Origin of the sequence: Streptomyces venezuelae, assembly GCF_008642375.1 — a bacterium.
Taxonomy (GTDB): domain Bacteria; phylum Actinomycetota; class Actinomycetes; order Streptomycetales; family Streptomycetaceae; genus Streptomyces; species Streptomyces venezuelae_G.
On the sequence record NZ_CP029194.1, the window covers coordinates 3,874,661 to 3,896,351 of the forward strand.

20 protein-coding genes are annotated in these 21,691 nt (G+C 71.6%); 6 read left to right on the plus strand and 14 right to left on the minus strand.

Translation table 11 applies throughout. The features are described from left to right. Positions 1-10 precede the first annotated feature (10 nt). Complete coding sequence (locus tag DEJ46_RS17525; protein ID WP_150267572.1) at positions 11-583, minus strand: dihydrofolate reductase family protein; 573 nt, start codon at positions 581-583, stop codon at positions 11-13. Positions 584-776: 193 nt separating this feature from the next. On the opposite strand from DEJ46_RS17525, the gene DEJ46_RS17530 reads away from it, so the two are divergent. After that, on the plus strand, positions 777-1,091 hold the full coding sequence (locus DEJ46_RS17530; protein WP_150267574.1) for a hypothetical protein: 315 nt from the start codon (positions 777-779) through the stop codon (positions 1,089-1,091). 126 nt (positions 1,092-1,217) lie between these two features. Here DEJ46_RS17530 and DEJ46_RS17535 read toward each other — a convergent pair whose 3' ends face one another. Next, the gene (locus tag DEJ46_RS17535; RefSeq protein ID WP_150267576.1) at positions 1,218-1,808 is read right to left on the minus strand and encodes an NADPH-dependent FMN reductase; all 591 of its coding nucleotides are present in this window, start codon (positions 1,806-1,808) and stop codon (positions 1,218-1,220) included. A 135-nt stretch (positions 1,809-1,943) separates the two neighbouring features. Between DEJ46_RS17535 and DEJ46_RS17540 the strand changes: the two genes are divergently transcribed. The 4 genes from DEJ46_RS17540 to DEJ46_RS17555 all read left to right on the plus strand — a co-directional run bounded on the left by DEJ46_RS17540 (position 1,944) and on the right by DEJ46_RS17555 (position 5,429). Continuing rightward, positions 1,944-2,846, plus strand: a complete 903-nt coding sequence (locus tag DEJ46_RS17540) for a pirin family protein (protein ID WP_150267578.1) — start codon at positions 1,944-1,946, stop codon at positions 2,844-2,846. After that, positions 2,843-4,006, plus strand: coding sequence for an MFS transporter (locus DEJ46_RS17545; protein WP_150267579.1), 1,164 nt, complete (start codon positions 2,843-2,845; stop codon positions 4,004-4,006). The genes DEJ46_RS17540 and DEJ46_RS17545 overlap by 4 nt, the downstream gene beginning before the upstream one ends. A 92-nt stretch (positions 4,007-4,098) precedes the next feature. Continuing rightward, a complete protein-coding gene (locus DEJ46_RS17550) occupies positions 4,099-4,596 on the plus strand; it encodes a cupin domain-containing protein (protein WP_150267581.1) in 498 nt (165 codons plus the stop codon). Between the two features lie 152 nt (positions 4,597-4,748). Next, complete coding sequence (locus DEJ46_RS17555) at positions 4,749-5,429, plus strand: TetR/AcrR family transcriptional regulator (protein WP_150267583.1); 681 nt, start codon at positions 4,749-4,751, stop codon at positions 5,427-5,429. Here the strand turns inward: DEJ46_RS17555 and DEJ46_RS17560 are convergent. From DEJ46_RS17560 to DEJ46_RS17580, 5 genes are all read right to left on the minus strand, one after another. Continuing rightward, on the minus strand, positions 5,383-6,720 hold the full coding sequence (locus DEJ46_RS17560) for an amino acid permease (protein ID WP_150267585.1): 1,338 nt from the start codon (positions 6,718-6,720) through the stop codon (positions 5,383-5,385). The two genes, DEJ46_RS17555 and DEJ46_RS17560, sit on opposite strands and share 47 nt — an antisense overlap. A gap of 128 nt (positions 6,721-6,848) precedes the next feature. Further along, complete coding sequence (locus DEJ46_RS17565) at positions 6,849-7,460, minus strand: LysE family transporter (protein WP_150267587.1); 612 nt, start codon at positions 7,458-7,460, stop codon at positions 6,849-6,851. Next, positions 7,457-7,765, minus strand: a complete 309-nt coding sequence (locus DEJ46_RS17570; RefSeq protein WP_150267589.1) for a DUF2087 domain-containing protein — start codon at positions 7,763-7,765, stop codon at positions 7,457-7,459. Before DEJ46_RS17570 ends, DEJ46_RS17565 begins: the two co-directional genes overlap by 4 nt. Before the next feature lie 44 nt (positions 7,766-7,809). Then, entirely contained in the window at positions 7,810-8,100 is a 291-nt protein-coding gene (locus tag DEJ46_RS17575) for a hypothetical protein (protein WP_150267591.1), read from the minus strand. Between the two features lie 120 nt (positions 8,101-8,220). Continuing rightward, on the minus strand, positions 8,221-8,784 hold the full coding sequence (locus DEJ46_RS17580; RefSeq protein WP_150267593.1) for a dihydrofolate reductase family protein: 564 nt from the start codon (positions 8,782-8,784) through the stop codon (positions 8,221-8,223). Between the two features lie 90 nt (positions 8,785-8,874). On the opposite strand from DEJ46_RS17580, the gene DEJ46_RS17585 reads away from it, so the two are divergent. After that, positions 8,875-9,366, plus strand: coding sequence for a hypothetical protein (locus DEJ46_RS17585; protein ID WP_150267595.1), 492 nt, complete (start codon positions 8,875-8,877; stop codon positions 9,364-9,366). A 151-nt stretch (positions 9,367-9,517) separates the two neighbouring features. Here the strand turns inward: DEJ46_RS17585 and DEJ46_RS17590 are convergent, their stop codons facing one another. The 7 genes from DEJ46_RS17590 to DEJ46_RS17620 all read right to left on the minus strand — a co-directional run bounded on the left by DEJ46_RS17590 (position 9,518) and on the right by DEJ46_RS17620 (position 21,689). After that, the gene (locus DEJ46_RS17590) at positions 9,518-9,907 is read right to left on the minus strand and encodes a hypothetical protein (protein WP_150267597.1); all 390 of its coding nucleotides are present in this window, start codon (positions 9,905-9,907) and stop codon (positions 9,518-9,520) included. Positions 9,908-10,229: 322 nt separating this feature from the next. Further along, on the minus strand, positions 10,230-13,940 hold the full coding sequence (locus tag DEJ46_RS17595; protein ID WP_150267599.1) for an amino acid adenylation domain-containing protein: 3,711 nt from the start codon (positions 13,938-13,940) through the stop codon (positions 10,230-10,232). A gap of 350 nt (positions 13,941-14,290) precedes the next feature. Next, positions 14,291-14,962 (minus strand): maleylpyruvate isomerase family mycothiol-dependent enzyme, encoded by a 672-nt coding sequence (locus tag DEJ46_RS17600; RefSeq protein WP_150267601.1) that lies wholly within the window; start codon positions 14,960-14,962, stop codon positions 14,291-14,293. Positions 14,963-14,964: 2 nt separating this feature from the next. Beyond that, positions 14,965-16,386 (minus strand): adenosylhomocysteinase, encoded by a 1,422-nt coding sequence (gene ahcY, locus DEJ46_RS17605; RefSeq protein ID WP_150267603.1) that lies wholly within the window; start codon positions 16,384-16,386, stop codon positions 14,965-14,967. Continuing rightward, positions 16,379-17,257, minus strand: a complete 879-nt coding sequence (gene metF, locus DEJ46_RS17610; protein WP_150267605.1) for a methylenetetrahydrofolate reductase [NAD(P)H] — start codon at positions 17,255-17,257, stop codon at positions 16,379-16,381. The genes ahcY and metF overlap by 8 nt, the downstream gene beginning before the upstream one ends. After that, complete coding sequence (metH, locus tag DEJ46_RS17615) at positions 17,254-20,709, minus strand: methionine synthase (RefSeq protein WP_150267606.1); 3,456 nt, start codon at positions 20,707-20,709, stop codon at positions 17,254-17,256. The genes metF and metH overlap by 4 nt, the downstream gene beginning before the upstream one ends. After that, positions 20,706-21,689 (minus strand): carbohydrate kinase family protein, encoded by a 984-nt coding sequence (locus DEJ46_RS17620; RefSeq protein ID WP_150267608.1) that lies wholly within the window; start codon positions 21,687-21,689, stop codon positions 20,706-20,708. Before DEJ46_RS17620 ends, metH begins: the two co-directional genes overlap by 4 nt. Positions 21,690-21,691: the final 2 nt, after the last annotated feature.

The following is a 21,691-nucleotide window of genomic DNA, read 5'->3' on the forward strand; positions in this document are numbered from 1 at the left end:
GCCGGTGCCGTCAGCGGACGACGTCGAAGATCTGCTTCTGCAGACCGTTGGCGTAGACCTCGTGCTCGACGAGCTTCAGCTTCTGGGTGTCCTTGTCGGTGGCGCTGAAGAGCCGCTTTCCGGCGCCGAGGAGGAGCGGGAAGACGAGCAGGTGGTAGCGGTCGATCAGGCCGGCGTCCGAGAGGGCCTGGTTCAGGGTGGCGCTGCCGTGGACGATGATCGGGCCGCCCTCGGTCTCCTTCAGCGCGGCGACCTCGTCGAGCGTGCGCAGGATCGTCGTCTCGCCCCAGTTCGACACCAGGTCGTCCTCGGTGAGCGTCGTGGAGACGACGTACTTCGGCATCGTCCTGTAGTCCGCGAAGTCCTCCATGTCGGGCCACACCGGGCTGAACGCCTCGTAGCTGGTCCGGCCCAGCAGGATCGCGCTCGCCTCCTTCTGCTCCCGGCCCTTGATCTCGTAGGCCTCGGGGAGGAACTCGATGTCCTTGAAGGTCCAGCCGGAGTTCCGGTAGCCGGGCTCGCCGCCCGGGCCCTCCACGACGCCGTCGAGGGAGATGAAGGCGGAGGTGATGAGAGTGCGCATGTCGGATCCTCGATCGCTCGGTGAGACTCGCTGTGTCTCGGGTGTCTCGGGGTGTCTCGGGTGTCTCGGGTGTCTCGGGGTGTCTCGGGGCGTTTCGGTGTCTCGGTGCCGCGTGTTCTGTGAACTATGACCGTGGGCCGCGGAGAAACTCATCGGTCGGGCTCCGGTCGCTTTCCGAGCCTAGGATCGAAGTATGGCGAATCAGTGCAATTCAACCCTGTCCCTGTGGTCGCGTGACTCGCTCCTGTCCGTCGGGTCGGTGGGATCGGTCCTCTCGGTCGGATCCGTCGGATCCTTCCTCTCCGTCGGTTCGGTCGGCTCCGCACTGTCGGCAGGCTCCGTCGGCTCCTGGGCGAGCCTCGGCTCACTGCTGTCCGCCCGCTCGTGCTGGTCGGTCCTCTCCTACTGCTCCCGGCGGGGAGTCCTCGCCACGGGCGCGGTCCTCGCGGTCGCGGGCACGGTCGCGGGTGCCGTCGCCCTGACGTCCGCGGCCCGGCGGGGCAACTGAAACACGTCCGGCCTCCTCCGTGCAGGACGGGGAGGCCGGCCCCCCAAGTAGCGGCATTCTGCCGGAACTCGGGGACGGTGATCACAGGTTGCGAACGGCGGATCAAGGCGTGTCCGCTGCCCACCGTCACTCCTGGGGCGACTTCGCCTCGTCGATCTTGGCCTGGAGGTTGGTCAGGAGGAGCTGGAGGAGCTCGATGGTGACCTCGTCCGTGAGGTTGCCCTCGGCGTCGAAGCGCTCGTGCGAGCGGAAGACGTGCACCTCCGGCTTCACCACGACGTCGTTGTCCGTCCAGACGAAGACCTGGCGCAGGGCGAGCTGCGCGCGGACGGTGCCGAAGTTGGTCGGCGCGGCGCCGAGGATCGCGGTGGGCTTGCGGTGCATCGGAAGCCCCTCGGTGCGGGTCCAGTCGGTGCTCAGCCAGTCGAGGGCGTTCTTGAGGACTCCGGGGATGGAGTAGTTGAACTCCGGGGTGGAGATGAGCAGCCCGTCCGCCTCCATGACGCGGCGGCGGAGCTCGGTGACGACGGCCGGCCGCAGCTCGGGGGTGTCGAGGTCCTGGTCGTACGGCGGGATGTCGCGCAGGCCCTCGTAGATCTCGATCTCCTGGCCGGTGTTGAACTTCTGGGCGGCGCGCAGGAGCCGGGTGTTGTGCGAGTCGGTGCGGATCGAGCCGGAGATGGCGAGGACCGTGGAGGTGGGCGCGGACGTGGTCATGGTGACTCCTCGGGGGCGGCGGGGGTGCGGCGGGTGCCGCAGCTCGACGAGCAAGAAGCTAAACCGATCGGTTCAGTCTGTCAACGGAACGGTTCAGTCTTGACAGTGAACTGAATGGTGTAGTTCATTCTTCGCATGCCCACACCCACGACCGCCGCCGCCGCGGACACCTCCGCGACACGGACCGTCGCCCGCGTCATCCGCCCCCTGCACACCTACGAAGGCGCCGGATTCCCCGTCCGCCGCCCCTTCCCCACCGAGGAACTCCCCCTCCTCGACCCCTTCCTGATGCTCGATCAGGTCGGTCCGGCCGAGCTCGGACCCGGCGAGGCCAAGGGCGCACCCGCCCACCCCCACCGCGGCTTCGAGACCATCGAGTACGTCCTCGACGGCGCCATCGCGAACACCGACTCCCGCGGCGACAGCACCGTCGTCCGCGCGGGCGGCGTCCAGTGGCTCACCGCCGGGTCCGGGCTCGTCCACGAGTCCCTGCCCACCCCCGAGTTCCTCGCCTCGGGCGGCCGCCAGCACATGTTCCAGATCTGGGTGAACCTGCCCGCCCGCTTCAAGGGCCTCCCGCCCTACAGCCAGACCGCCGAGGCCTCCGAACTCCCTGTGGCCACCGCCCCGGACGGCACCACCGTCACCGTCCTCGCCGGCGGCAGCCACGGTGTGATCGGCCCCTTCACCACCCGTACGCCGGTACTCGTCGCCCACGTCCGCCTCACGCCCGGCGGCCGCACCGAGTTCACCGTCCCCGCCGGCCACAACGCCGCCGTGTACGCCGTGGAGGGTGCCTCCACCGTCAACGGCGAACCGCTGCCCGACGGGCACCTGGCCGTCCTCACCCGGGACGGCGACCGGTTCACCGTGGAGACGGCGGGACCGGGGGCGGCGGCCGACGTGCTGGTCCTCGCGGGCGAGCCCATCGGGGAGCCGATCGCCCGCAGCGGCCCGTTCGTGATGAACACCGATGCCGAACTCCGCCAGGCGGAGGAGGACTTCGCGCGCGGACTCATGGGCCGGATGCCGATATGACTGCGGAGATCCGTACGGGCGCGGACACGGAAGCAGACACGGACACGACCCCGGCCTCCACCCCCGCCCCCGCGAAGAGCACCCCCCGGCAGACCCCTGGCGGCCCTGTCCTCGCGCTGCTCGCCGCACCCGCCGCGATGGGCGTGTCCGGCCCGACCCTGGCCCTGTCCGAGGCCGCCCGCGGATTAGCCGTCTCCCCCGGGGCGGTGTCCTGGCTGCTGACCGCCTACGGGATCGGCATGGCGGTCGGTACGCCCCTGCTGACCGCGGCCGGCGGGCGGCGCGGCCCCGCCGGGACCGTCCGGGCCGGCGCGGCCGCGCTCGTCCTCGGCGCGGCCCTCACCCTCGTCGCCCCGAACCTGCCGCTGGCCGTCGCCGGCCGCGCTCTGGAAGCGGCGGGCGCGGCCGGCCTCAACGTCGCGGCCTTCCAGATCGCAGGACGGGACGGCTCGGGCCGGGCGCCCGGACTCGTCGCGATCGGCAGCGCGGTCGGCGGCACGACGGGCCTCTTCATCGGCGCGGCCGTCGCCGGGACGCTCGGCTGGCGCGCGACCCTGGCGCTCCCGCTCCTCAGCCTGCTCGCCCTCGTACCGGCCCTGCGCCTCGCGGCCCGCACGGCGCCGCGGCCCGGACCCGAGCCCCGTACCGCCGCCACCGCGACGCGGCGATCCCTCCCGCTCCCCCTCGACGTCCTGCGCGACCCCGGCTTCCGCACCGCTGCCGGGCTCATGCTGGCGCTCTCGACCGTCAACTTCGCCCTGCTGTACGCGGCTCCGCGCCGCGTCGCCGCCCTCACCGGCTGGAACGGCGTGGAGACCGGCGCCGCGGCCTCGATCGCGACCCTCGTGGGCGCCCTGCTGTCCTGGCAGCTGATCCGCGCGGCTCCGGCCCTGGGCATGCACCGGATGCGGCTGCTCCTCGCCGCCGGCTCCCTGGCGGCGGCCGCCCTGGCCTCGTTCGCGCCCTGGGCGGTGGTGGTCCTGATCGGCTCGGCGACCAGCTCGCTCGTGACGGCCGGCGGTCAGGGCCTGCTCACCGGCGCGGCGACCGGGCGGCTCCCGGAGGCGCGGCACGGGACGGCGATCGGGCTGTTCAACCTCGCGTTCCTGATAGGGGTGGCGACGGGCCCGGCCGTGGCGGAGGCGCTGACGGCCACCTGACGGACGCCGGACCGACGCCGGCGGGGCAAGCCCCGCACCCCATCCCCCCCCCGAAGCCCCCTCCCCCCCTTCACCTCTCGCAGGAGCTCCCCATGTCCCTCATCCACCCCTCCTACCCCGCCCCCCGCTACTTCGGCGAGAAGGGCGAGGTCACCGCGCGCTTCCGGCCCGCCGACTCCGAGCCCGAGTTCGTGTCGGAGCCCGGCGGCACCGCGTACCACTACCTGTCCACCACCCAGGCCACCGACGGCGAGTACGGGCTGTACCGCGTGGAGATGGGCCCCGAGGCCGGCGGTCCGAGCACGCACTTCCACAAGGCGATGTCGGAGGCGTTCTTCGTGCTCGCCGGCAGCGTCCGGCTCTTCGACGGGGAGCGGTGGATCACCGCGCGCTCCGGCGACCACCTCTACGTCCCCGTCGGCGGGCTGCACGCCTTCCGCAACGACTCCGCCGAGCCGGCCTCGATGCTGATGCTGTTCGCCCCGGGCGCGCCCCGCGAGGAGTACTTCGAGTCGATCAGCCGGCTGGCGGACCTCAGCGACGCGGAAAGGGTGGAGTTCTGCGAGCGCCACGACAGCTTCTTCGTCTGAGAGGTCCCAGAGGTCCGAGAGGCCCGAGAGGTCCGAGAGGCAGCACCCCCGCCCCCTCGACCTTTGCAGACCAAACCGTTCAGTTCATATACTGGACGACCCAGTCACCCCGTCCCCCTTCACCCCCGTCACCACAGTTAAGGACACGTCCCATGGGAGCCGAAACACAGGACGCCCAGGGCGCCACCGACGAGTACGGCATCCCGATCATCCCGGACCCCGCCGACGCGGCCTCGCGCAAGCGCCAGGCGATCATCGACGCCGCGCTCGCCGAGTTCCTCGCCGAGGGCTACTCGGCGGCGTCGATGGACGCGATCACCCGTGGTTCCGGGGTGTCCAAGGCAACGATCTACAAGCACTTCGGCAGCAAGGAGCGCCTGTTCCTCGCCGTCATCGGAGGCGTCCTGCCGAAGACGTACGCCGATCTGGAGCCGTCCAACTCCACCATCGCCGACGCCCCCGACCTGCGGGCCGCGCTCGTCCGGCTCACGACGGACTGGGCGCGGATCCTGCTGCGGCCCGACATCATGTCGCTGCGGCGGCTGGTGATCGGCGAGATAGACCGTTTCCCGCAGCTCGGGCAGCTCTGGTACCGGGTGAGCTACGACATGAACAACGGCCCGCTCGTCGAGGCGTTCACCGAGCTGCACGCGCGCGGCTCCCTGGACGCGCCGGACCCGAAGCTCGCCGTGCAGCAGCTCGTGGCGGTGACGGTGGGGGTGCCGCAGCTCGTGCGGACGTTCTCGCCCGACGCGGTGATCGAGGACGCGGAGCTGACGCGGGTGATCAGCTCGGGAGTGGATCTGTTCCTGGCGCGGTACGCGCGCGCCTGACGGTCCTGATCCGGGCCCCCACCAGGAGCGCCGCCGCCCACGCGCCCGTGGTGAGGATCTGGATACGGCTCGCCTCGTCGCCCAGCATGAAGAGCAGGACTCCGCCGATCCCCGTGAGGGCCACCACCGACCGTACGGACGGGCCGTGCAGGCGCAGGTGGGAGGCGGCGATCAGCGCCCAGACGACGAGGATCGCGGCACCGATGGAGTTGAGCAGGAACGGGAAGACCGTGCGCGGCCAGAGCAGGCTGAGGACGACCGAGACGAAGCCGAAGGCGGCGGAAGCGAGGACGGCCGCGTACGGGACTCCCGTCCCGTTCCGCCGGCGGCCCAGCGCGCGGGGCGCGTCGCCGCGCCCGACGAGGGCGTACAGCATGCGCGAGGAGCCGTAGATGTTGGCGTTCATCGCGGACAGGAGCGCGACGAGGACGACGGCCTTCATGACGTCGGCGGCACCGGGGACGCCGATGCGGGCCATGACGGCGGCGTACGGCCCGTCGGCGACGGCGGGGTCGTTCCACGGGACGAGGGCGACGATCACGGCCATCGAGCCGAGGTAGCAGACGGCGACCCGCCACATGACGGCCCGTACGCCGGTGCGGACCGCGCGGGCCGGGTCGTCGCACTCGGCGGCGGCGATGGTGACGGTCTCCAGGCCGCCGAAGGCGAAGACGGCCGCGACCATGCCGACGGCGACGCCGTACCAGCCGTGCGGGAGGAAGCCGCCGTCGCCGGTGAGGTGCGCGGCGCCCGGTGAGGGCTGCCCCGGCAGCAGACCGGCCAGCACGACCGCGCCGAGGACGAGGAAGCCGACGATCGCGGCGATCTTGAGGCCGGCGAACCAGAACTCCAGCTCGCCGAAGTGCCGTACCCCGGCGAGGTTGCTCAGGGTGAACACACTCATGAAGACGGCGACCCACACCCAGCCCGGCACGGCGGGGACCCAGCCCTCGACGATGTGCGCCGCGCCGACGGCCTCGGCGGCGACACTGACGACGAGCAGCGCCCAGTACATCCACCCGGAGAGGAGCCCGGCCCACGGCCCGAGGGCGGACCGCGCGTGCTCCGCGAAGGAGCCGGTCACCGGGCGGGCGGCGGACATCTCGCCGAGCATCCGCATCACCAGGACGGTCAGGAAGCCGGCGAGGGCGTACGAGACGAGGATCCCGGGCCCGGCCGCCGCGATGCCGAAGCCGGACCCCACGAAGAGCCCGGCCCCGATGGCCCCGCCCATCGCGATCATGGCCAGATGCCGCTGCCGCAGCCCCGCGCCCAGTACCTGCCCGGTCATGATTCCCCCCGAAATTCAGATGATCAGCGCAGGAGCTTCCCTGCTGATCCCCCCCGAGGGCAAACCGGGCCCGGCCGCTGAGACGTCCGGAGCGGGCCGGACAGCCCCACGGCATCAGTGCTCCTTCCTCACATCACGAGCCCCACCGCCAGGGCCGCGATCAGGACGCCCGAGGCGAGGGCGGTCGTCAGGCGGCCTCGGGGGCCCGTGACGAGGTGGCCCAGGAGGGTGCCGCCGGTGGCGAGGAGGAGTTGCCAGCTCGCCGAGGCCGCGAAGGCGGCCGCGACGAAGACCGATGCCTCCGTCGCGCCCGTCGTGGAGTGGCCGCCGAGCACGAGGGCCGTGAAGTAGACGACCGTCATGGGGTTGAGGACCGTGATCCCCAGGAAGGTGAGGAACGCGCGCCGGGGAGCCGGGGGCGGGGCCTCGGCGCTCATCGGTCCCGCGCGGTACGCGCGGACGGCCGTCCGGGTCGAGTGGGCCGCCAGGATCACGAGGACCACGGCCGAGACCCAGCGCAGCGGGGTCGCCACGGGGGCGAGGAGGGGGACGAGGGCCGCGCCCCCGAGGACCGCGAGCAGGGCGTACAGCCCGTCCGCGGCGGCGATGCCGAGCGCCGCGCCCGCCCCCGTACGCCAGGGCGAACGCGCCGCGACCGCCACGAGGTGGGCGCCGACGGCGCCGACCGGGATCGCGATGCCGTAGCCGGCCAGCAGGCCGGCCACCACAGCGGCCGTCACGCGACGGCGGGGATCGCGCCTCCGGGGGAGCAGGGCTGCTGCTGTCGGTGGTAGGCCGAGCCGTCCTTGGTACGGCCGAGGAAGCCGCCGATCACGAGATACCGGCGCAGGGCGGAGAAGTCCTCGTGCACGGTGAGCAGGGCCTCGTTGACCTCGGGCTCGCGGTACTCACGGTCGGCCTCGAACAGCGTCTCGGCGAGGTGCGCGAGGAGCGCCTCTCGGCGCGCGGGCCTGCGCGGGATCGCCTTGAGGCGCCCGTCGGCGGAGAACAGGTCCGCGACGGGGCGGAGGGAATGACTGGTCATGGACCGAAGCCTGGCGGCCCCGGTCCTCGCCCCGCAAAGGGTTTTCACTTCGGCTCGGGCCGCACCACGACCTTCACCGCCTCCTGCACCTTCGGCAGGACCGGCGGCATGCCGGTCCCCTCGAAGATCGGCCGCGCCTTCTCCACGAAGGCGAGGAAGTCGTCCTCGGAGTCCCAGAAGTCGACGACCCGCCACCCCCCGGTCCCGTCGGGCCCGGCAGCGTGGGCGATGAAGCCCTGGGGCGGCCACCACTCGGCTTCCATGAGCTGCGCGTGGGTCTCTTCGTACTCGGCCTGGGTACGACCGGGGATCTCGACGGTGACGATGACGGCCATGGCGCTGCTCTCCTGGGTCGTGCGGGGTCGGGTCCCGACCAGCTGACCAGCCCGTCCCCCGCCCCGCACGGCAGCGGGCCCCGAACGAGCGAATGAGCCGATCAGGACCGCGGCAGGGGGCTAGCGCGCCACTTGGTAGCGGAGGTGGACGACCTTCGAGGGAAAGGTGCGGGTCTCGACGAGTTCGAGGTCCACCCGGCGCTCGTTCCGGGCGAAGAACGGAATACCGCCGCCGACCAGCACCGGATAGACCATGACCTGGTACTCGTCGATCAGACCCGCCTCGGCCGCCCCGGCGGCGAGCGTCGCACCGCCGATCGCGATGTCGCCCTCCCCCGGCTCGGCCCGCAACCGCTCGATCTCCTCCGCCAGGCCACCGGAGAGCAGGCGGGCATTGCCCTGCACCTCCGTCAGCGTGGTGGAGAACACCACCTTCGGGAGCGGCTTCCAGAGCGCGGTCCACTCGCGGTTGGCCTCGTCGAGCGTCGGATCCTGGTCGGCGGTCTCCCAGTACAGCATCGTCTCGTACAGCCGGCGCCCCATCAGGTGGACGCCGACATGCCGAATGTCGTCGATCCAGAAGCGGAAGACCTCGTCGTCGGGGTCCGTCCAGTCGAAACCGCCGTCCGGCCCGACGATGAAGCCGTCGAGCGACATGCCCATCGAATAGGTCACTCTGCGCATCGGAAGTCCTCCTCGGTGACGGGACCGACAGTACGACCGCCGTCCGCCGCAGGCTCCTCACGTGGCCGGGCGATGAGGCAGGATGGCCCCATGAGCGGCATCTTCGACTCCCCCGGCCCCCGCCGGGTCCTGCCCGGCGAGTACCCGCTGTTGGAGGAGGCGCTCGCCCTGGTCAACCGGGACCTCGCGGCGACCCTGCCGGACGTGGAGCCGCTGCGACTGCTTGCGCTTCCCTCGTGGGACGAGGGAAGGGCCGAGGACGTCTACGTGGCCATGGCCAACGGCGAGTGGCAGGGCAACTGTCTGGAGCCGAGTTCGGCCGACTCGCCCGCCCACGCCTTGGCCGCCGTCGCCGATGCCGCACAGGAGACCGTCTCCGAACTCCTCTGGCAGGCCTGGCCCGTGTGCGGCGAGCACGCCATCGGCATGCATCTGCGCGAGGAGGACGGGCACGTCGGCTGGTGGTGCGCGGGCAGGAGATCCCCCCACGAACCGGCGCACGTCCGCGCGGCCATCGGCGCCCTCGACACCCTCGCCCGCCCCCACCGCCCGAACCGCAAGCGCCGCCGTCACGAACGCTGACCGCTGACCGCTGCGTGCGGCAGGGGCCCTGGCGTCGATGAGGTTCGGATCGGTCGCCGATCCGGGCCGAGTCGCCCGCCGGGTCAGCTCGCCGGGCTGGTCAGCTCGCAGTGCTGGTCAGCTCGCAGTGCTGGTCAGCTCGCAGTGCTGGTCAGCTCGCAGTGCTGGTCAGCTCGCAGTGCGGGTAGTCGTCGTCCGGGTCGCCGACGGCGGTCCAGAGCATCAGGACCTCGCCTTGCCTCAGGGCGGCGTAGGAGTCGGGCTTCCGCTCGTACGCCGTGGGGTCGGCGATGTCGAACCCCACGGGGTGAGCGTCGTCGAAGGTGACAGCGACGATGCTCTGCTTCTCGTAGGAGTTGTGCTTCCAGGTCCCCGTTCCGGACCAGGTCAAACCGTCGTACCACTCGACGGCGACGCAGACTTTGTCGGCGGCGAACGTCCCGTCCCGCTTCAGCGTGATGGTACCGCCGTCGTCATCGGTCCACGTGGTCGCAAGTTCGGCCGGCTTCAGAACGACCGGCTCGCCGTCGGGCGGCGGCATGACGGTGAACCTGCCGCAGGCCGCCAGGGCGAAAGCCATGGCGGCCGGAACCAGCGCAGTACTACAGCGACGCAACACACTCCACCCCTAGCGGATTCCGCAGGCCGCGTGTGCGACCGATGGGCTCAGGAACCCGCGCCCGCACCCTGGCACGGATTTTGAACATGTTCAAGCCCCCATCGGGGCGAGCAGGCCGGCGGTCCGCCCGCACACGTCGGGCGTATGCCGTGCGCCGGGGCCGAGCGGGTGTTTGCGCAGATGGCGCCGAGGGCCACGGTCCTGGCCGCCTCGCCGCCTCGCCGCCTCGCGACAGTCTGCGCCGCTACACCCCCAGTCGGTAGCGGATCTTCTTGGCGAGTTCCTTCAGGTCGGGCCGGCGCAGAAGGCTGTAGTGGTCCGCGTCGAGCTCCACCAGCGTCGGCGGGTGCGTCGACCAGCCGTCCGCGCCCTCCAGGAAGGAGTAGTCGTCGCCCTCCGCCTTGAAGAGGGTCACCGGGCAGGCCACTTGGCGTTCCGTGAGCTCCTTGAAGGTGTACGTGAACTCGAAGGTCTCCTCGACGATCGCGACGATCCGCCTGATCAGGTCCGGGTCCAGGGCCGGGATCCGGTCCGCGACCAGGGCGACGAAGGAGTCGCGGTCGTGCGCCTCCGCCGTCGCCGTCGGGTCGATCTCGCCGGCGAAGACCGAGTAGAGGATCGTGACGAAGGCCGGGTTGTCGTACGACGCGCCGCCCGTCTCCGAGGAGCGGACCTTCGGGGAGCCGGGGGCGATGAGGAAGAGATTCTCCACCTGCTCTCCGGCCGCTTCCAGCAGGTGCGCCGACTCGAAGGCCACCCGGGCACCGAAGGAGTAACCCCACAGCGTGTAGGGGCCCTTGGGCTGACGGCGGCGGATCGCGGCGACGTCGGCCGCCGCCATCTCGCGGATCGTGGTGTACGGCTCCTCGCCCCGGTTGATGCCGTACGCCTGCACCCCGTAGAACGGGCGGTCGATGCCGATCTCCTCGGCCAGGTGCCGCAGGTTCATCGTGTAGCCGCCGAGGCCCGGCCAGCAGTAGACGGGCGACTGGGCGCCGGCCGCGTGCAGGCGTACGAGCCGGGAGGCCGGGGTCGCGGCGGCGCCGTCCACCCGGTGGGCGAGCTTCTCGATCGTCGGGCACTCGAAGAGGACCTGGAGCGGGAGCCCGGCGCCGAACTCGCGGTTGACGCGGGTGATCAGGGCGACGGCGATGAGCGAGTTGCCGCCCGACTCGAAGAAGTCGTCGAGGACGGAGACCGCCTCGACGTCCTCGTGCCTGAGCGCCGCCGCCCAGATCTCCGTCAGCCTGCTCTCCGTGCGTGTCCTCGGCGCGACGTGCGGGCGGCCGTGCAGGCCGGCGCTGACCACGGCCAGTTCGCCGAGCGCCTTCGCGTCCACCTTGCCGTTCGCGGAGAGCGGCAGCCGGTCCAGGACGACGACCCGGTTGGGGATCATGTAGTCCGGCAGGTGGTGGACGAGGTCGTCGCGGATCATCTCCGCCGGGCCCTTCATGTGGACGGTGTCCTCGTACATGCCCTCGCTGAGCCGCTGCGCCTCGCCGACCCGGCCCCCGACGAAGAAGTACGACGGGCCCGTCGGCCTGCCCGCCCCGGCGAGGATCTCGTCGATGCGGCGGGCCGCGGGGAGCGGATGGCCCGACTTCGAGCTGTAGCCGGAGGACATGAACCCGAGGCCGTGGTCGCCGAGCTGGAGACGCTGGAGCGCCCGGCCCAGGTCGATGTACGCGCGCGCCGCGTCCCGCGTCCGGCTGATCACCGTGATGCCGAGCGAGGCCCTCTCGTAGACCGCCTGATTGATGGCGATCACGTGCTTCTTCTCGACGAGGGAGGGGGACAGTGGCGTCAAGTCGCCGTTCTCGTAGGCGTATTGGGCCGGCGGGAGGTCCGCGACGCCGTCCGGGTGCGACTGGACGTAGACGTCCACCTCCGGGTCCCGGTCCGGGGCCTCCGCGTCGTACGGCACCACCTCGAACGTGCCGTCCCCGCTCGGGCGTATGCCGAGGCCGTAGCCCGGCAGGATCTCCTCGAAAAGGCCCACCATGTGGCCCGTCTCGATCTCCAGGACCTCCTGGATGTTGTTCCTGTAGACCGGCTCCACGGCGGAGCGCTTCCCCTGGAAGGAGAAGCGGAGCACGGGGCCGCCGGAGGCCGGGAGCTCGCCCGTCAGGTACAGCTGGTGGCGCACCGGGTGGTAGTAGTACGTGCCCGGGTCCAGACCCGCGACGCCGCGCGCCTCCACGTACAGCTGGGTGGCGTACAGCGCGCCCGGCGAGGCGTAGCCGTACTTCGGGAGCAGGCGCTCCTCACTCGTGAACTGGCCGAACCAGCGCAGGAGTTCACCCAGGTCCGCCGCGGTCAGGCTGCCGACCGCGCGGGAGCCGATGCCCTCCGGGCGACGGGCCAGGGCCGTGAGGACATCGGCGCGGGTGACCTCGCCGCCCTCGTAGAAGCGGTACGTCTTGCGGGCGAAGACCGTGCGGCGCATGCGGGCGGTCGGGGTGCGGCCCGGGAGGGCGACGGCCGGGCGGCCGGCCAGGTCGGCGTCGTCGCGGGTGCCGGCGTTCGAGAGCTGGGCCTTGACCTGGAGCTTGGACTCCTTGGACTGGTGGTGGGCGCCGTGGTTTCCCTGGTCCATCAGGGCGGCTTCCTTCGGGGAGAGCTCGACGCAGGCGACGAGGTTCTGGAAGCCGGTGCGGGGCTCGTTCTTGACGATGACCGCCGCGTTCCTCACCCAGTCGTGGTTCTCGATCGCGAGGGCGATCTCGTCCAGCTCGACGCGGAAGCCGCGCAGCTTGATCTGGTTGTCGGCGCGGCCGGCGAACTGGACGGTGCCGTCGTCGTTCCGGTGGGCCAGGTCCCCGGTGCGGTAGAGGCGCTCGCCGGTGTCCGTGGTGATGAACCGTTCCGCCGTGAGCTCGGGTCGGTCCAGGTACCCCCGCGCCACCTGGATCCCGCCGATGCACAGCTCGCCGTCGCGTATGTGGAAGGTCGTGTCGTACGCCGGTCTGCCGATGGGTATCGCGGCGGGCGCGCCCTCGGCCGTGAGGGCGGCACGGTCCACGGTGTGCGAGGAGGCGTTGATCGTGCACTCGGTGGGGCCGTAGAGGTTGATCAGCTCCGCGTCCGGGAGCTCGGCGAGGAGCTGCGCGGCCAGGTTGCGGGAGAGGATCTCGCCGCCGGAGTAGACGCGGCGGAGCGTCGAGCAGGTGGCGAGGCGCTCCGTGTCGACCAGGGCCTGGAGGAGCGTGGGCACGCCCTGGAGCATGGTCGCGCCGTGCGCGCGGACGGCGTCGATCAGGGCCTCGGGGTCGCGGTAGACACCGGGCGGACCGACGGCGACGCGGGCGCCGACGGCGGGGGCGAGGATCTCCCACTGGGCGGCGTCGAAGCTCATCGGGGTCTTCTGCAAGACGGTCTCCCCCGGGCCGAGTCGGTGCTCGGCGGCCATCCAGCGCATCTGGGCGACGATCGAGCGGTGCTCGATCATGACGCCCTTGGGCCGGCCGGTGGAGCCGGAGGTGTAGATGACGTAGGCGAGGTCGTGGTCGTCGACCTCGTCGTACGCCGGAGGCGCCTCGCCCGCCGCGCACCAGGCGTGCCGGACGGCGTCCTTGAGCGTGACGACGGTCGTGCCGGGCGGGGCGAGCTCCGCGACGCGGGCGCTGAAGCGCTCCTGCGTGAAGACGATGCGGGCGCCGCTGTCCTCGATCATGTAGCGGAGGCGCTCCTCGGGGTACTCCGGGGAGAGCGGGACGTAGGCGGCACCGGAGCAGACGACACCCCAGGCGCCGATCACCAGTTCGAGTGACGGGTCGACGTGGACGCCCACGCGGGTGTCGGCGGTGACGCCGAGGGTGCGGAGGTGGGCGGCGAGGACACCGGCGCCTTCCGCCAGCTCGCGGAAGGTGAGCGTCTCGTCGTCGAAGACGACGGCTGTGGCGTCGGGGCGGGTCGCCGCCTGGGCGTGCAGGAGCCGGTCGAGCGTGCTGGGCATGGGGTTCCCTTCGTCTGCAGGCGCGCCGGTTCCGCGCAGGGTGCCGCCCGCCGTCTCGTTGTGGGCATGCGCCCCGTCGCCCCCCGTTGTGGGCATGCGTTCCGCCGGGGCTGGGGGTCCCCCCTCTGGGGGAGGGTGGGCACAACGGACGGCGCCCCTTTCCGGGCCTAGGCTTCCGCGCCTGGACCCGCACCGGGAGCCGCGCCGCCGTGGTGGTGCGGGTGGGCACACGGAGGTGAGCGGGGCGGAGGACACGCAGGGGGCGGGGCACGGGCGTGCACGGGGCGGAGAGCGGGGCACGCACGGGCTGGGCTGGCGTCCCCGCGCCCGCGCCCTTCAGCGCGCGAGCTCTAGCGGTAGATGAGCAATTCGTGTTCCGTCGCGCCGGTGAGTTCGTAGCGGGTGCGGACCAGGGGGCGGCCCGCGTAGATGCGGATCAGGGTCGCCGCGTCGCCGTGGAAGCGGGCCTCCGGGCGGCCCTCGATCGCGTTGCCGAGCGCCACCGGGCGGTCCTCGCGGTCCGCGAGGACGCCCACCAGGCGCGGGGTCTCCCGCCGGCGGCTCGTCACCGAGAGGAGCGGGAGGGCGAGGTCCAGGCTCTCGCCGCAGTACGCGCCGGGTTCGCCGAAGGCCTCCCGTACGTCTCCGGCGTGGACCCACTCGCCGAGCGCGACCGCGTCGAGCCGGCCGTCCTCGCGCTCGGCGATGACCGGCCCGGCCTCGGTCAGGCCGCGTTCCAGTTCGTCGAGGATCCGGCCCAGCGGCCAGCCCTCACGCTCGGCCACGTCGCACGCGTTCGCCTCCGGCAGGAACACGCCCTCCTCCAGACGGTCCTCGACGATCCTGACGAGGGCCGCCCCGCAGTGGGCCAGGACCTGCCTCGCCGTCCACCCGGGGCACGCCGTCCGGAGCTCGTACGCCTCCTCCGGTGTCCGGCGGAGCAGCGGCATCAGCAGGTCCCGCTCCGTGCGGAGGAGCCGGTCGGGAAGCCACGGGTCGCGCCCGTCATCGTTCGTACACATCATCAGTAGCGGTAGTGGTCCGGCTTGTACGGGCCCTCCACCGGGACCCCGATGTACGACGCCTGCTCGGGGCGGAGGGTCGTGAGGCGTACGCCCAGGGCGTCCAGGTGCAGGCGCGCCACCTTCTCGTCCAGGTGCTTCGGGAGCGTGTAGACGTCCACCGGGTACTCCTCCGGCTTCGTGAAGAGCTCGATCTGGGCGAGCGTCTGGTCCGCGAAGGAGTTCGACATCACGAAGGAGGGGTGGCCCGTCGCGTTGCCGAGGTTGAGGAGGCGGCCTTCCGAGAGGACGATGACGACCTTGCCGTCCTCGAACGTCCACGTGTGGACCTGCGGCTTCACCTCGTCCTTCACGATCCCGGGGATCCGCGCCAGGCCGGCCATGTCGATCTCGTTGTCGAAGTGGCCGATGTTCCCGACGATCGCCTGGTGCTTCATGCGGGCGATGTCGGACGCCATGATGATGTCCTTGTTGCCGGTCGTGGTGATGAAGATGTCCGCCGTCTCCACCACGTCCTCCAGCGTCGCCACCTGGTAGCCGTCCATGGCCGCCTGGAGCGCGCAGATCGGGTCGATCTCGGTGACGATGACGCGCGCGCCCTGGCCGCGGAGCGACTCGGCGCTGCCCTTGCCGACGTCGCCGTAGCCGCAGACGACGGCGGTCTTGCCGCCGATGAGGACGTCGGTGGCGCGGTTGATGCCGTCGATGAGGGAGTGGCGGCAGCCGTACTTGTTGTCGAACTTCGACTTCGTCACGGCGTCGTTCACATTGATCGCCGGGAAGAGCAGCGCGCCCTCGCGGTGCATCTCGTACAGGCGGTGGACGCCCGTCGTCGTCTCCTCCGTCACGCCCCGGATCCCCGCCGCGATCGTGCCCCAGTCCAGGGTGGTGCTCCGCAGGAGCTCCAGGATGACGCGGTGCTCGTCGTTCTCGGCGGTCGACGGGTCCGGGACCTCGCCGGCCTTCTGGTACTCCACACCCTTGTGGACGAGGACGGTGGCGTCACCGCCGTCGTCGAGGATCATGTTGGGGCCGTCGGCGCCGGGCCAGGTCAGCGCCTGCTCCGTGCACCACCAGTACTCCTCCAGGGTCTCGCCCTTCCAGGCGAAGACCGGGATCCCGGCGGCGGCGACCGCGGCGGCCGCGTGGTCCTGCGTGGAGTAGATGTTGCAGGACACCCAGCGCACCTCGGCACCGAGCGCGACGAGCGTCTCGATGAGGACCGCGGTCTGCACGGTCATGTGGAGCGAGCCGGTGATCCGCGCCCCCGCCAGCGGCTGTGCCTCCGCGTACTCGCGGCGGATCGCCATCAGGCCGGGCATCTCGTGCTCGGCGAGGGTGATCTCCTTGCGGCCGAAGGCGGCGAGCGAGATGTCGGCGACCTTGTAGTCGTGGAAGTCGTTGAAGTCGAATGCGTCAGACATGTGCGGCAACTCTCCTTGCGCTCAGGACGGTTCGGTGGATTTCCAGGGCGGCCGTCGACTTGTTCAGCGTGATGTAGTGCAGGCCCGGCGCGCCCTCGTCGAGCAGCCGCAGACCCATCGCGGTCGCGTGCTCGACGCCGATGCGGTACGCCGACGCCGGGTCGTCCTTCGCCGCCTCCAGGCGGTGCGCCAGGTCCTCGGGGAACGCGGCGTCGCTCAGCTCGGCGAAGCGCCGGATCTGGCGTACGTCCGTCGCCGGCATGATCTCCGGGATGATCGGGGTGTCACAGCCTGCGGCCGCCACCCGGTCCCGCAGCCGCAGGTAGTCCTCCGGGTCGAAGAACATCTGCGTGATGGCGTAGTCCGCGCCCGCCCGGCACTTGGCGACGAAGTGCGCCAGGTCGTCGGCCGGACCCGCCGACCTCGGGTGGCCCTCGGGAAAGGCGGCCACCCCGATCCGGAAGTCGCCCAACGAGCGGACCAGCTCCACCAGTTCGTACGCGTACGTGAAGCCCTGCGGGTGCGGTGTCCACGCGCCGCGCGGATCACCCGGCGGGTCCCCGCGCAGCACGAGCACGTCCCGCACGCCCGCGTCCGCGTACGCACCGATGATCGCCCGCAGTTCGGCGACCGAGTGCCCGACGGCCGTCAGGTGCGCGACCGGCCGCAGGGTCGTCTCGGCCGCGATCCGCTTCGTGACCTCGATGGTCCGGTCGCGGGACGAGCCGCCCGCGCCGTACGTGACCGAGACGAAGTCCGGCGACAGGGCCTCGACCCGGCGGATCGCGTCCCACAGGGTCCGTTCGCCCTTGTCCGTCTTCGGCGGGAAGAACTCGAACGAGAAGGTGGGGTTCACGCACGTCGCACTCATCGCCGCCCTCCCGCGTTGAAGTAGCTCGCCTCCGGGTGGTGGACGACGATCGCGTCCGTCGACTGCTCGGGGTGCAGCTGGTACTCCTCCGACAGCTCGACCCCGATCCGCTCGGGGCGCAGGAGCGCGGCGATCTTCGCCCGGTCCTCCAGGTCCGGGCAGGCCGGGTAGCCGAGCGAGTACCGGCAGCCCTGGTACTCGGTGCGGAGCATGCCGTCCAGGCCGCTGGGGTCGGCGGCGCCGATGCCCCAGTCGGCGCGTACCCTCGCGTGCCAGTACTCGGCGAGGGCCTCCGCCAGCTGGACGGAGAGGCCGTGGAGTTCGAGGTATTCGCGGTAGCGGTCGGCGGCGAAGAGCCGGGCCGTCTCCTCGCCGATGCGGGAGCCGACGGTGACGACCTGGAGGGCGACCGCGTCGACCTCGCCGGAGTCCTCGGCGCGGTGGAAGTCGGCCAGGCAGAGGCGGCGGCCCCGCTGCTGGCGGGGGAAGGAGAAGCGGGTCCGCTCGCCTCCGTCCTCGTCCAGGACGATCAGGTCGTCGCCCTTGGACACACAGGGGAACCAGCCGTGGACGACGGCTGCTTCGACGAGGCCCTCGCGCTCGATCCGGTCGAGGAGCGCCCGCAGTCTCGGCCGGCCCTCCGTCTCGATCGTCCCGGCGTCCTTCAGGCCCCACTGGCCCTTGAAGAGGGCCGTCTCGTCGAGCCAGGGGGCGTACTCGGCGAGGGGGATGCCCGTGACGACCCTGGTCCCGAGGAAGGGGGGCTCGGGCACGGGGTTGTCGGCGGCGACGTCGGAGCGGCCGGCCGGCTCGGGCTCCCGTACCTCCGTCACGGGCGCCGTACGTTTCGGCACCCGGCGCTGTTTGAGCGGCGGGAGTACTGCTCCGGGGACACCGCGCTTCACGCCCATGAGCGCGTCCATGAGGCGCAGGCCCTCGAAGGCGTCGCGGGCGTACCGCACCTCGCCCTCGTACAGCTCGTGGAGGTCCTGCTCGACGTAGGCCCTGGTCAGGGCCGCGCCACCGAGGATCACGGGGTAGGTGGCGGCGAGGCCGCGGCCGTTCAGCTCCTGGAGGTTCTCCTTCATGATGACCGTGGATTTCACCAGCAGGCCGGACATGCCGATGACGTCGGCCCGGTGCTCCTCGGCGGCTTCCAGGATCGCGGAGACGGGCTGCTTGATGCCGATGTTGACGACGTTGTAGCCGTTGTTGGAGAGGATGATGTCGACGAGGTTCTTGCCGATGTCGTGGACGTCGCCTCGGACGGTCGCGAGGACGATGGTGCCCTTCCCCTCAGCGTCCGACTTCTCCATGTGCGGCTCCAGGTACGCCACCGCCGTCTTCATGACCTCGGCGGACTGGAGCACGAACGGCAGCTGCATCTGGCCCGAGCCGAAGAGCTCGCCGACCGTCTTCATGCCGTCGAGGAGGATCTCGTTGACGATCTCCAGCGCAGGGCGGAGCGCGAGGGCCTCGTCGAGGTCCGCCTCCAGGCCGTTCTTCTCGCCGTCGATGATCCGGCGCTTGAGCCGCTCGTCGAGCGGCAGCGCGAGGAGCTCCTCCGCCTTGCCGGCCTTGAGCGACTGCGCCGTCGCGCCCTCGAACATCTCCAGGAAGCGCTGGAGCGGGTCGTAGCCGTCCCGGCGCCGGTCGTGGATCAGGTCGAGCGCCACCTCCACCTGCTCCCGCTCCAGGCGGGCGATCGGCAGGATCTTCGAGGCGTGCACGATCGCCGAGTCCAGGCCTGCCTTGACGCACTCGTCGAGGAAGACCGAGTTGAGGACGATGCGCGCGGCCGGGTTGAGGCCGAAGGAGATGTTCGACAGACCCAGGGTCGTCTGCACGTCCGGGTGGCGCCGCTTCAGCTCGCGGATCGCCTCGATCGTCGCGATGCCGTCGCCCCGCGACTCCTCCTGGCCTGTGCAGATGGTGAAGGTGAGGGTGTCGATCAGGATGTCCGACTCCCTGATCCCCCAGTTCCCGGTGAGGTCGTCGATCAGCCGCTCGGCGATCGCCACCTTCGCGTCGACCGTCCGGGCCTGGCCCTCCTCGTCGATCGTCAGCGCCATCAGCGCCGCGCCGTGCTCCTTCGCGAGGGCCGTGACCTGAGCGAACCGCGACTCGGGGCCGTCACCGTCCTCGTAGTTCACCGAGTTGACGACCGCCCGGCCGCCGAGCTTCTCCAGACCGGCCCGCAGCACCCCGATCTCGGTCGAGTCGAGGACGATCGGCAGCGTGGAGGCCGTCGCGAACCGGCCCGCCAGCTCCGCCATGTCCGCCGTGCCGTCCCGGCCCACGTAGTCCACGCACAGGTCGAGCATGTGCGCGCCCTCGCGGATCTGGTCCCGCGCCATCTCGACGCAGTCGTCCCAGCGGCCCTCCAGCATGGCCTCGCGGAACTTCTTCGACCCGTTGGCGTTCGTCCGCTCGCCGATCGCCAGGTACGCCGTGTCCTGCCGGAACGGCACGTGGCTGTAGAGGGAGGAGGCGCCGGGCTCCGGCGCCGGGCTCCGGTCGAGGACCGCCGCGCCCCGCACCCGCTCCACGATCTCCCGCAGGTGCTCCGGGGTCGTACCGCAGCAGCCGCCGACCAGGGACGGGCCGTAGTCCCGTACGAACGCCTCCTGGGCGTCGGCCAGTTCGGCCGGGGACAGCGGGTAGTGCGCGCCGTCGGAGGTGAGGACGGGCAGGCCCGCGTTGGGCATGACGGAGATCGGGATGCGGGCGTGACGGGAGAGGTGCCGCAGGTGCTCGGCCATCTCGGCGGGGCCCGTGGCGCAGTTCAGACCGATCATGTCGATGCCGAGCGGTTCGAGCGCGGTCAGCGCCGCGCCGATCTCCGAGCCGAGCAGCATCGTGCCCGTCGTCTCCACCGTGACCTGCACGATCACCGGCAGGTCCGCGCCGACCCAGTCCAGGGCGCGGCGGGCGCCGATGACGGCCGCCTTCGTCTGGAGCAGGTCCTGCGAGGTCTCGATGAGGAGGGCGTCCGCGCCGCCCCGGATCAGGCCCTCCGCGTTCTGCTGGAAGGCGTCCCGGAGGGGCTCGTACGTGACGTGGCCGAGGGTCGGCAGCTTCGTACCGGGTCCCATGGAGCCGAGGACCCAGCGGGGGCGGCCGTCCGTGGCCGTGTGCGCGTCGGCGGTCGTACGGGCGATCCGGGCGCCGGCCTCCGACAGCTCGTACACCTGGTTCTCGATGCCGTACTCGGCGAGCGCGGCGAGGTTCGCCCCGAAGGTGTTGGTCTCGACGCAGTCCACGCCGACCGAGAAGTAGGCGTCGTGGACGGAGGCGACGATGTCGGGGCGCGTGAGGTTGAGGATCTCGTTGCAGCCCTCCAGTTGCCGGAAGTCCTCCATCGTCGGGTCGGCTGCCTGGAGCATCGTGCCCATCGCCCCGTCGGCCACCACGACCCGGGTCGCGAGCTCCTCTCGGAGGGAACGCCTCATGTCAGCCCCCTCAGATGCGTGACGAGCGTGGCCGTGCAGCCCACTCCGTACGTCGTCCTGATCCGGTCCAGGAGGGAATCCCGGTGCAGCCGGTACTCCTGCGTCCCCACGTAGTCGAGGACGGTCGCCGCGACCGCGCAGCCCAGCTGCGCCGCGCACCGCTCGGGCACGCCCCACAGCGTCCCGGCGAGGAAGCCCGCCCGGAAGGCGTCGCCGACGCCGGTCGGGTCGACGACCCCGGCGGTCTGCACGGCCGGGACGGCGAGCGTGTCGCGGTCGGCGCCGTGGATGCGGACGCCCGCCTCGCCGTGCGTCGTGACCCAGGCGCCGACCCTGCGCAGCACCTCGTCCTCGCTCCAGCCGGACTTCTCCAGGAGCAGGGCCGTCTCGTACTCGTTGGTGAAGAGGAAACGTGCCCCGTCCACCAGCTCCCGCACCTCCGCGCCGTCCAGCCGCGCCAGCTGCTGCGACGGATCGGCGGCGAAGGGAATCCCCAGGTCACGGCAGGTGCGGGTGTGCCGGAGCATGGCCTGGGGGTCGTCCGGGGAGACCAGGACCAGTTCCAGCCGGCCGGTGCGCGCCACGACGTCCCGCAGGTCGATCTCGCGCGCCTCGGCCATCGCCCCCGCGTAGAAGGTGGCGATCTGGTTCTGGGCCCGGTCGGTGGTACAGACGAAGCGGGCAGTGTGGAGCTTCTCGCTGACGCGCACCGAGTCGGTGTCCACGCCGTGGTCCTTCAGCCAGACCCGGTACGGCTCGAAGTCGGCCCCGACCGCGCCCACGAGGGCGGGCCGCAGCCCGAGGACGCCGAGCCCGAAGGCGATGTTCGCTGCCACTCCGCCGCGCCTGACCTCCAGGTTGTCGGCGAGGAACGACAGGGAGACCCGGTCCAGCCGGTCGGCGAGCAGCTGCTCGCTGAACCAGCCGGGAAAGGTCATCAGATGGTCGGTCGCGATGGATCCCGTGACAGCGATACGCATGG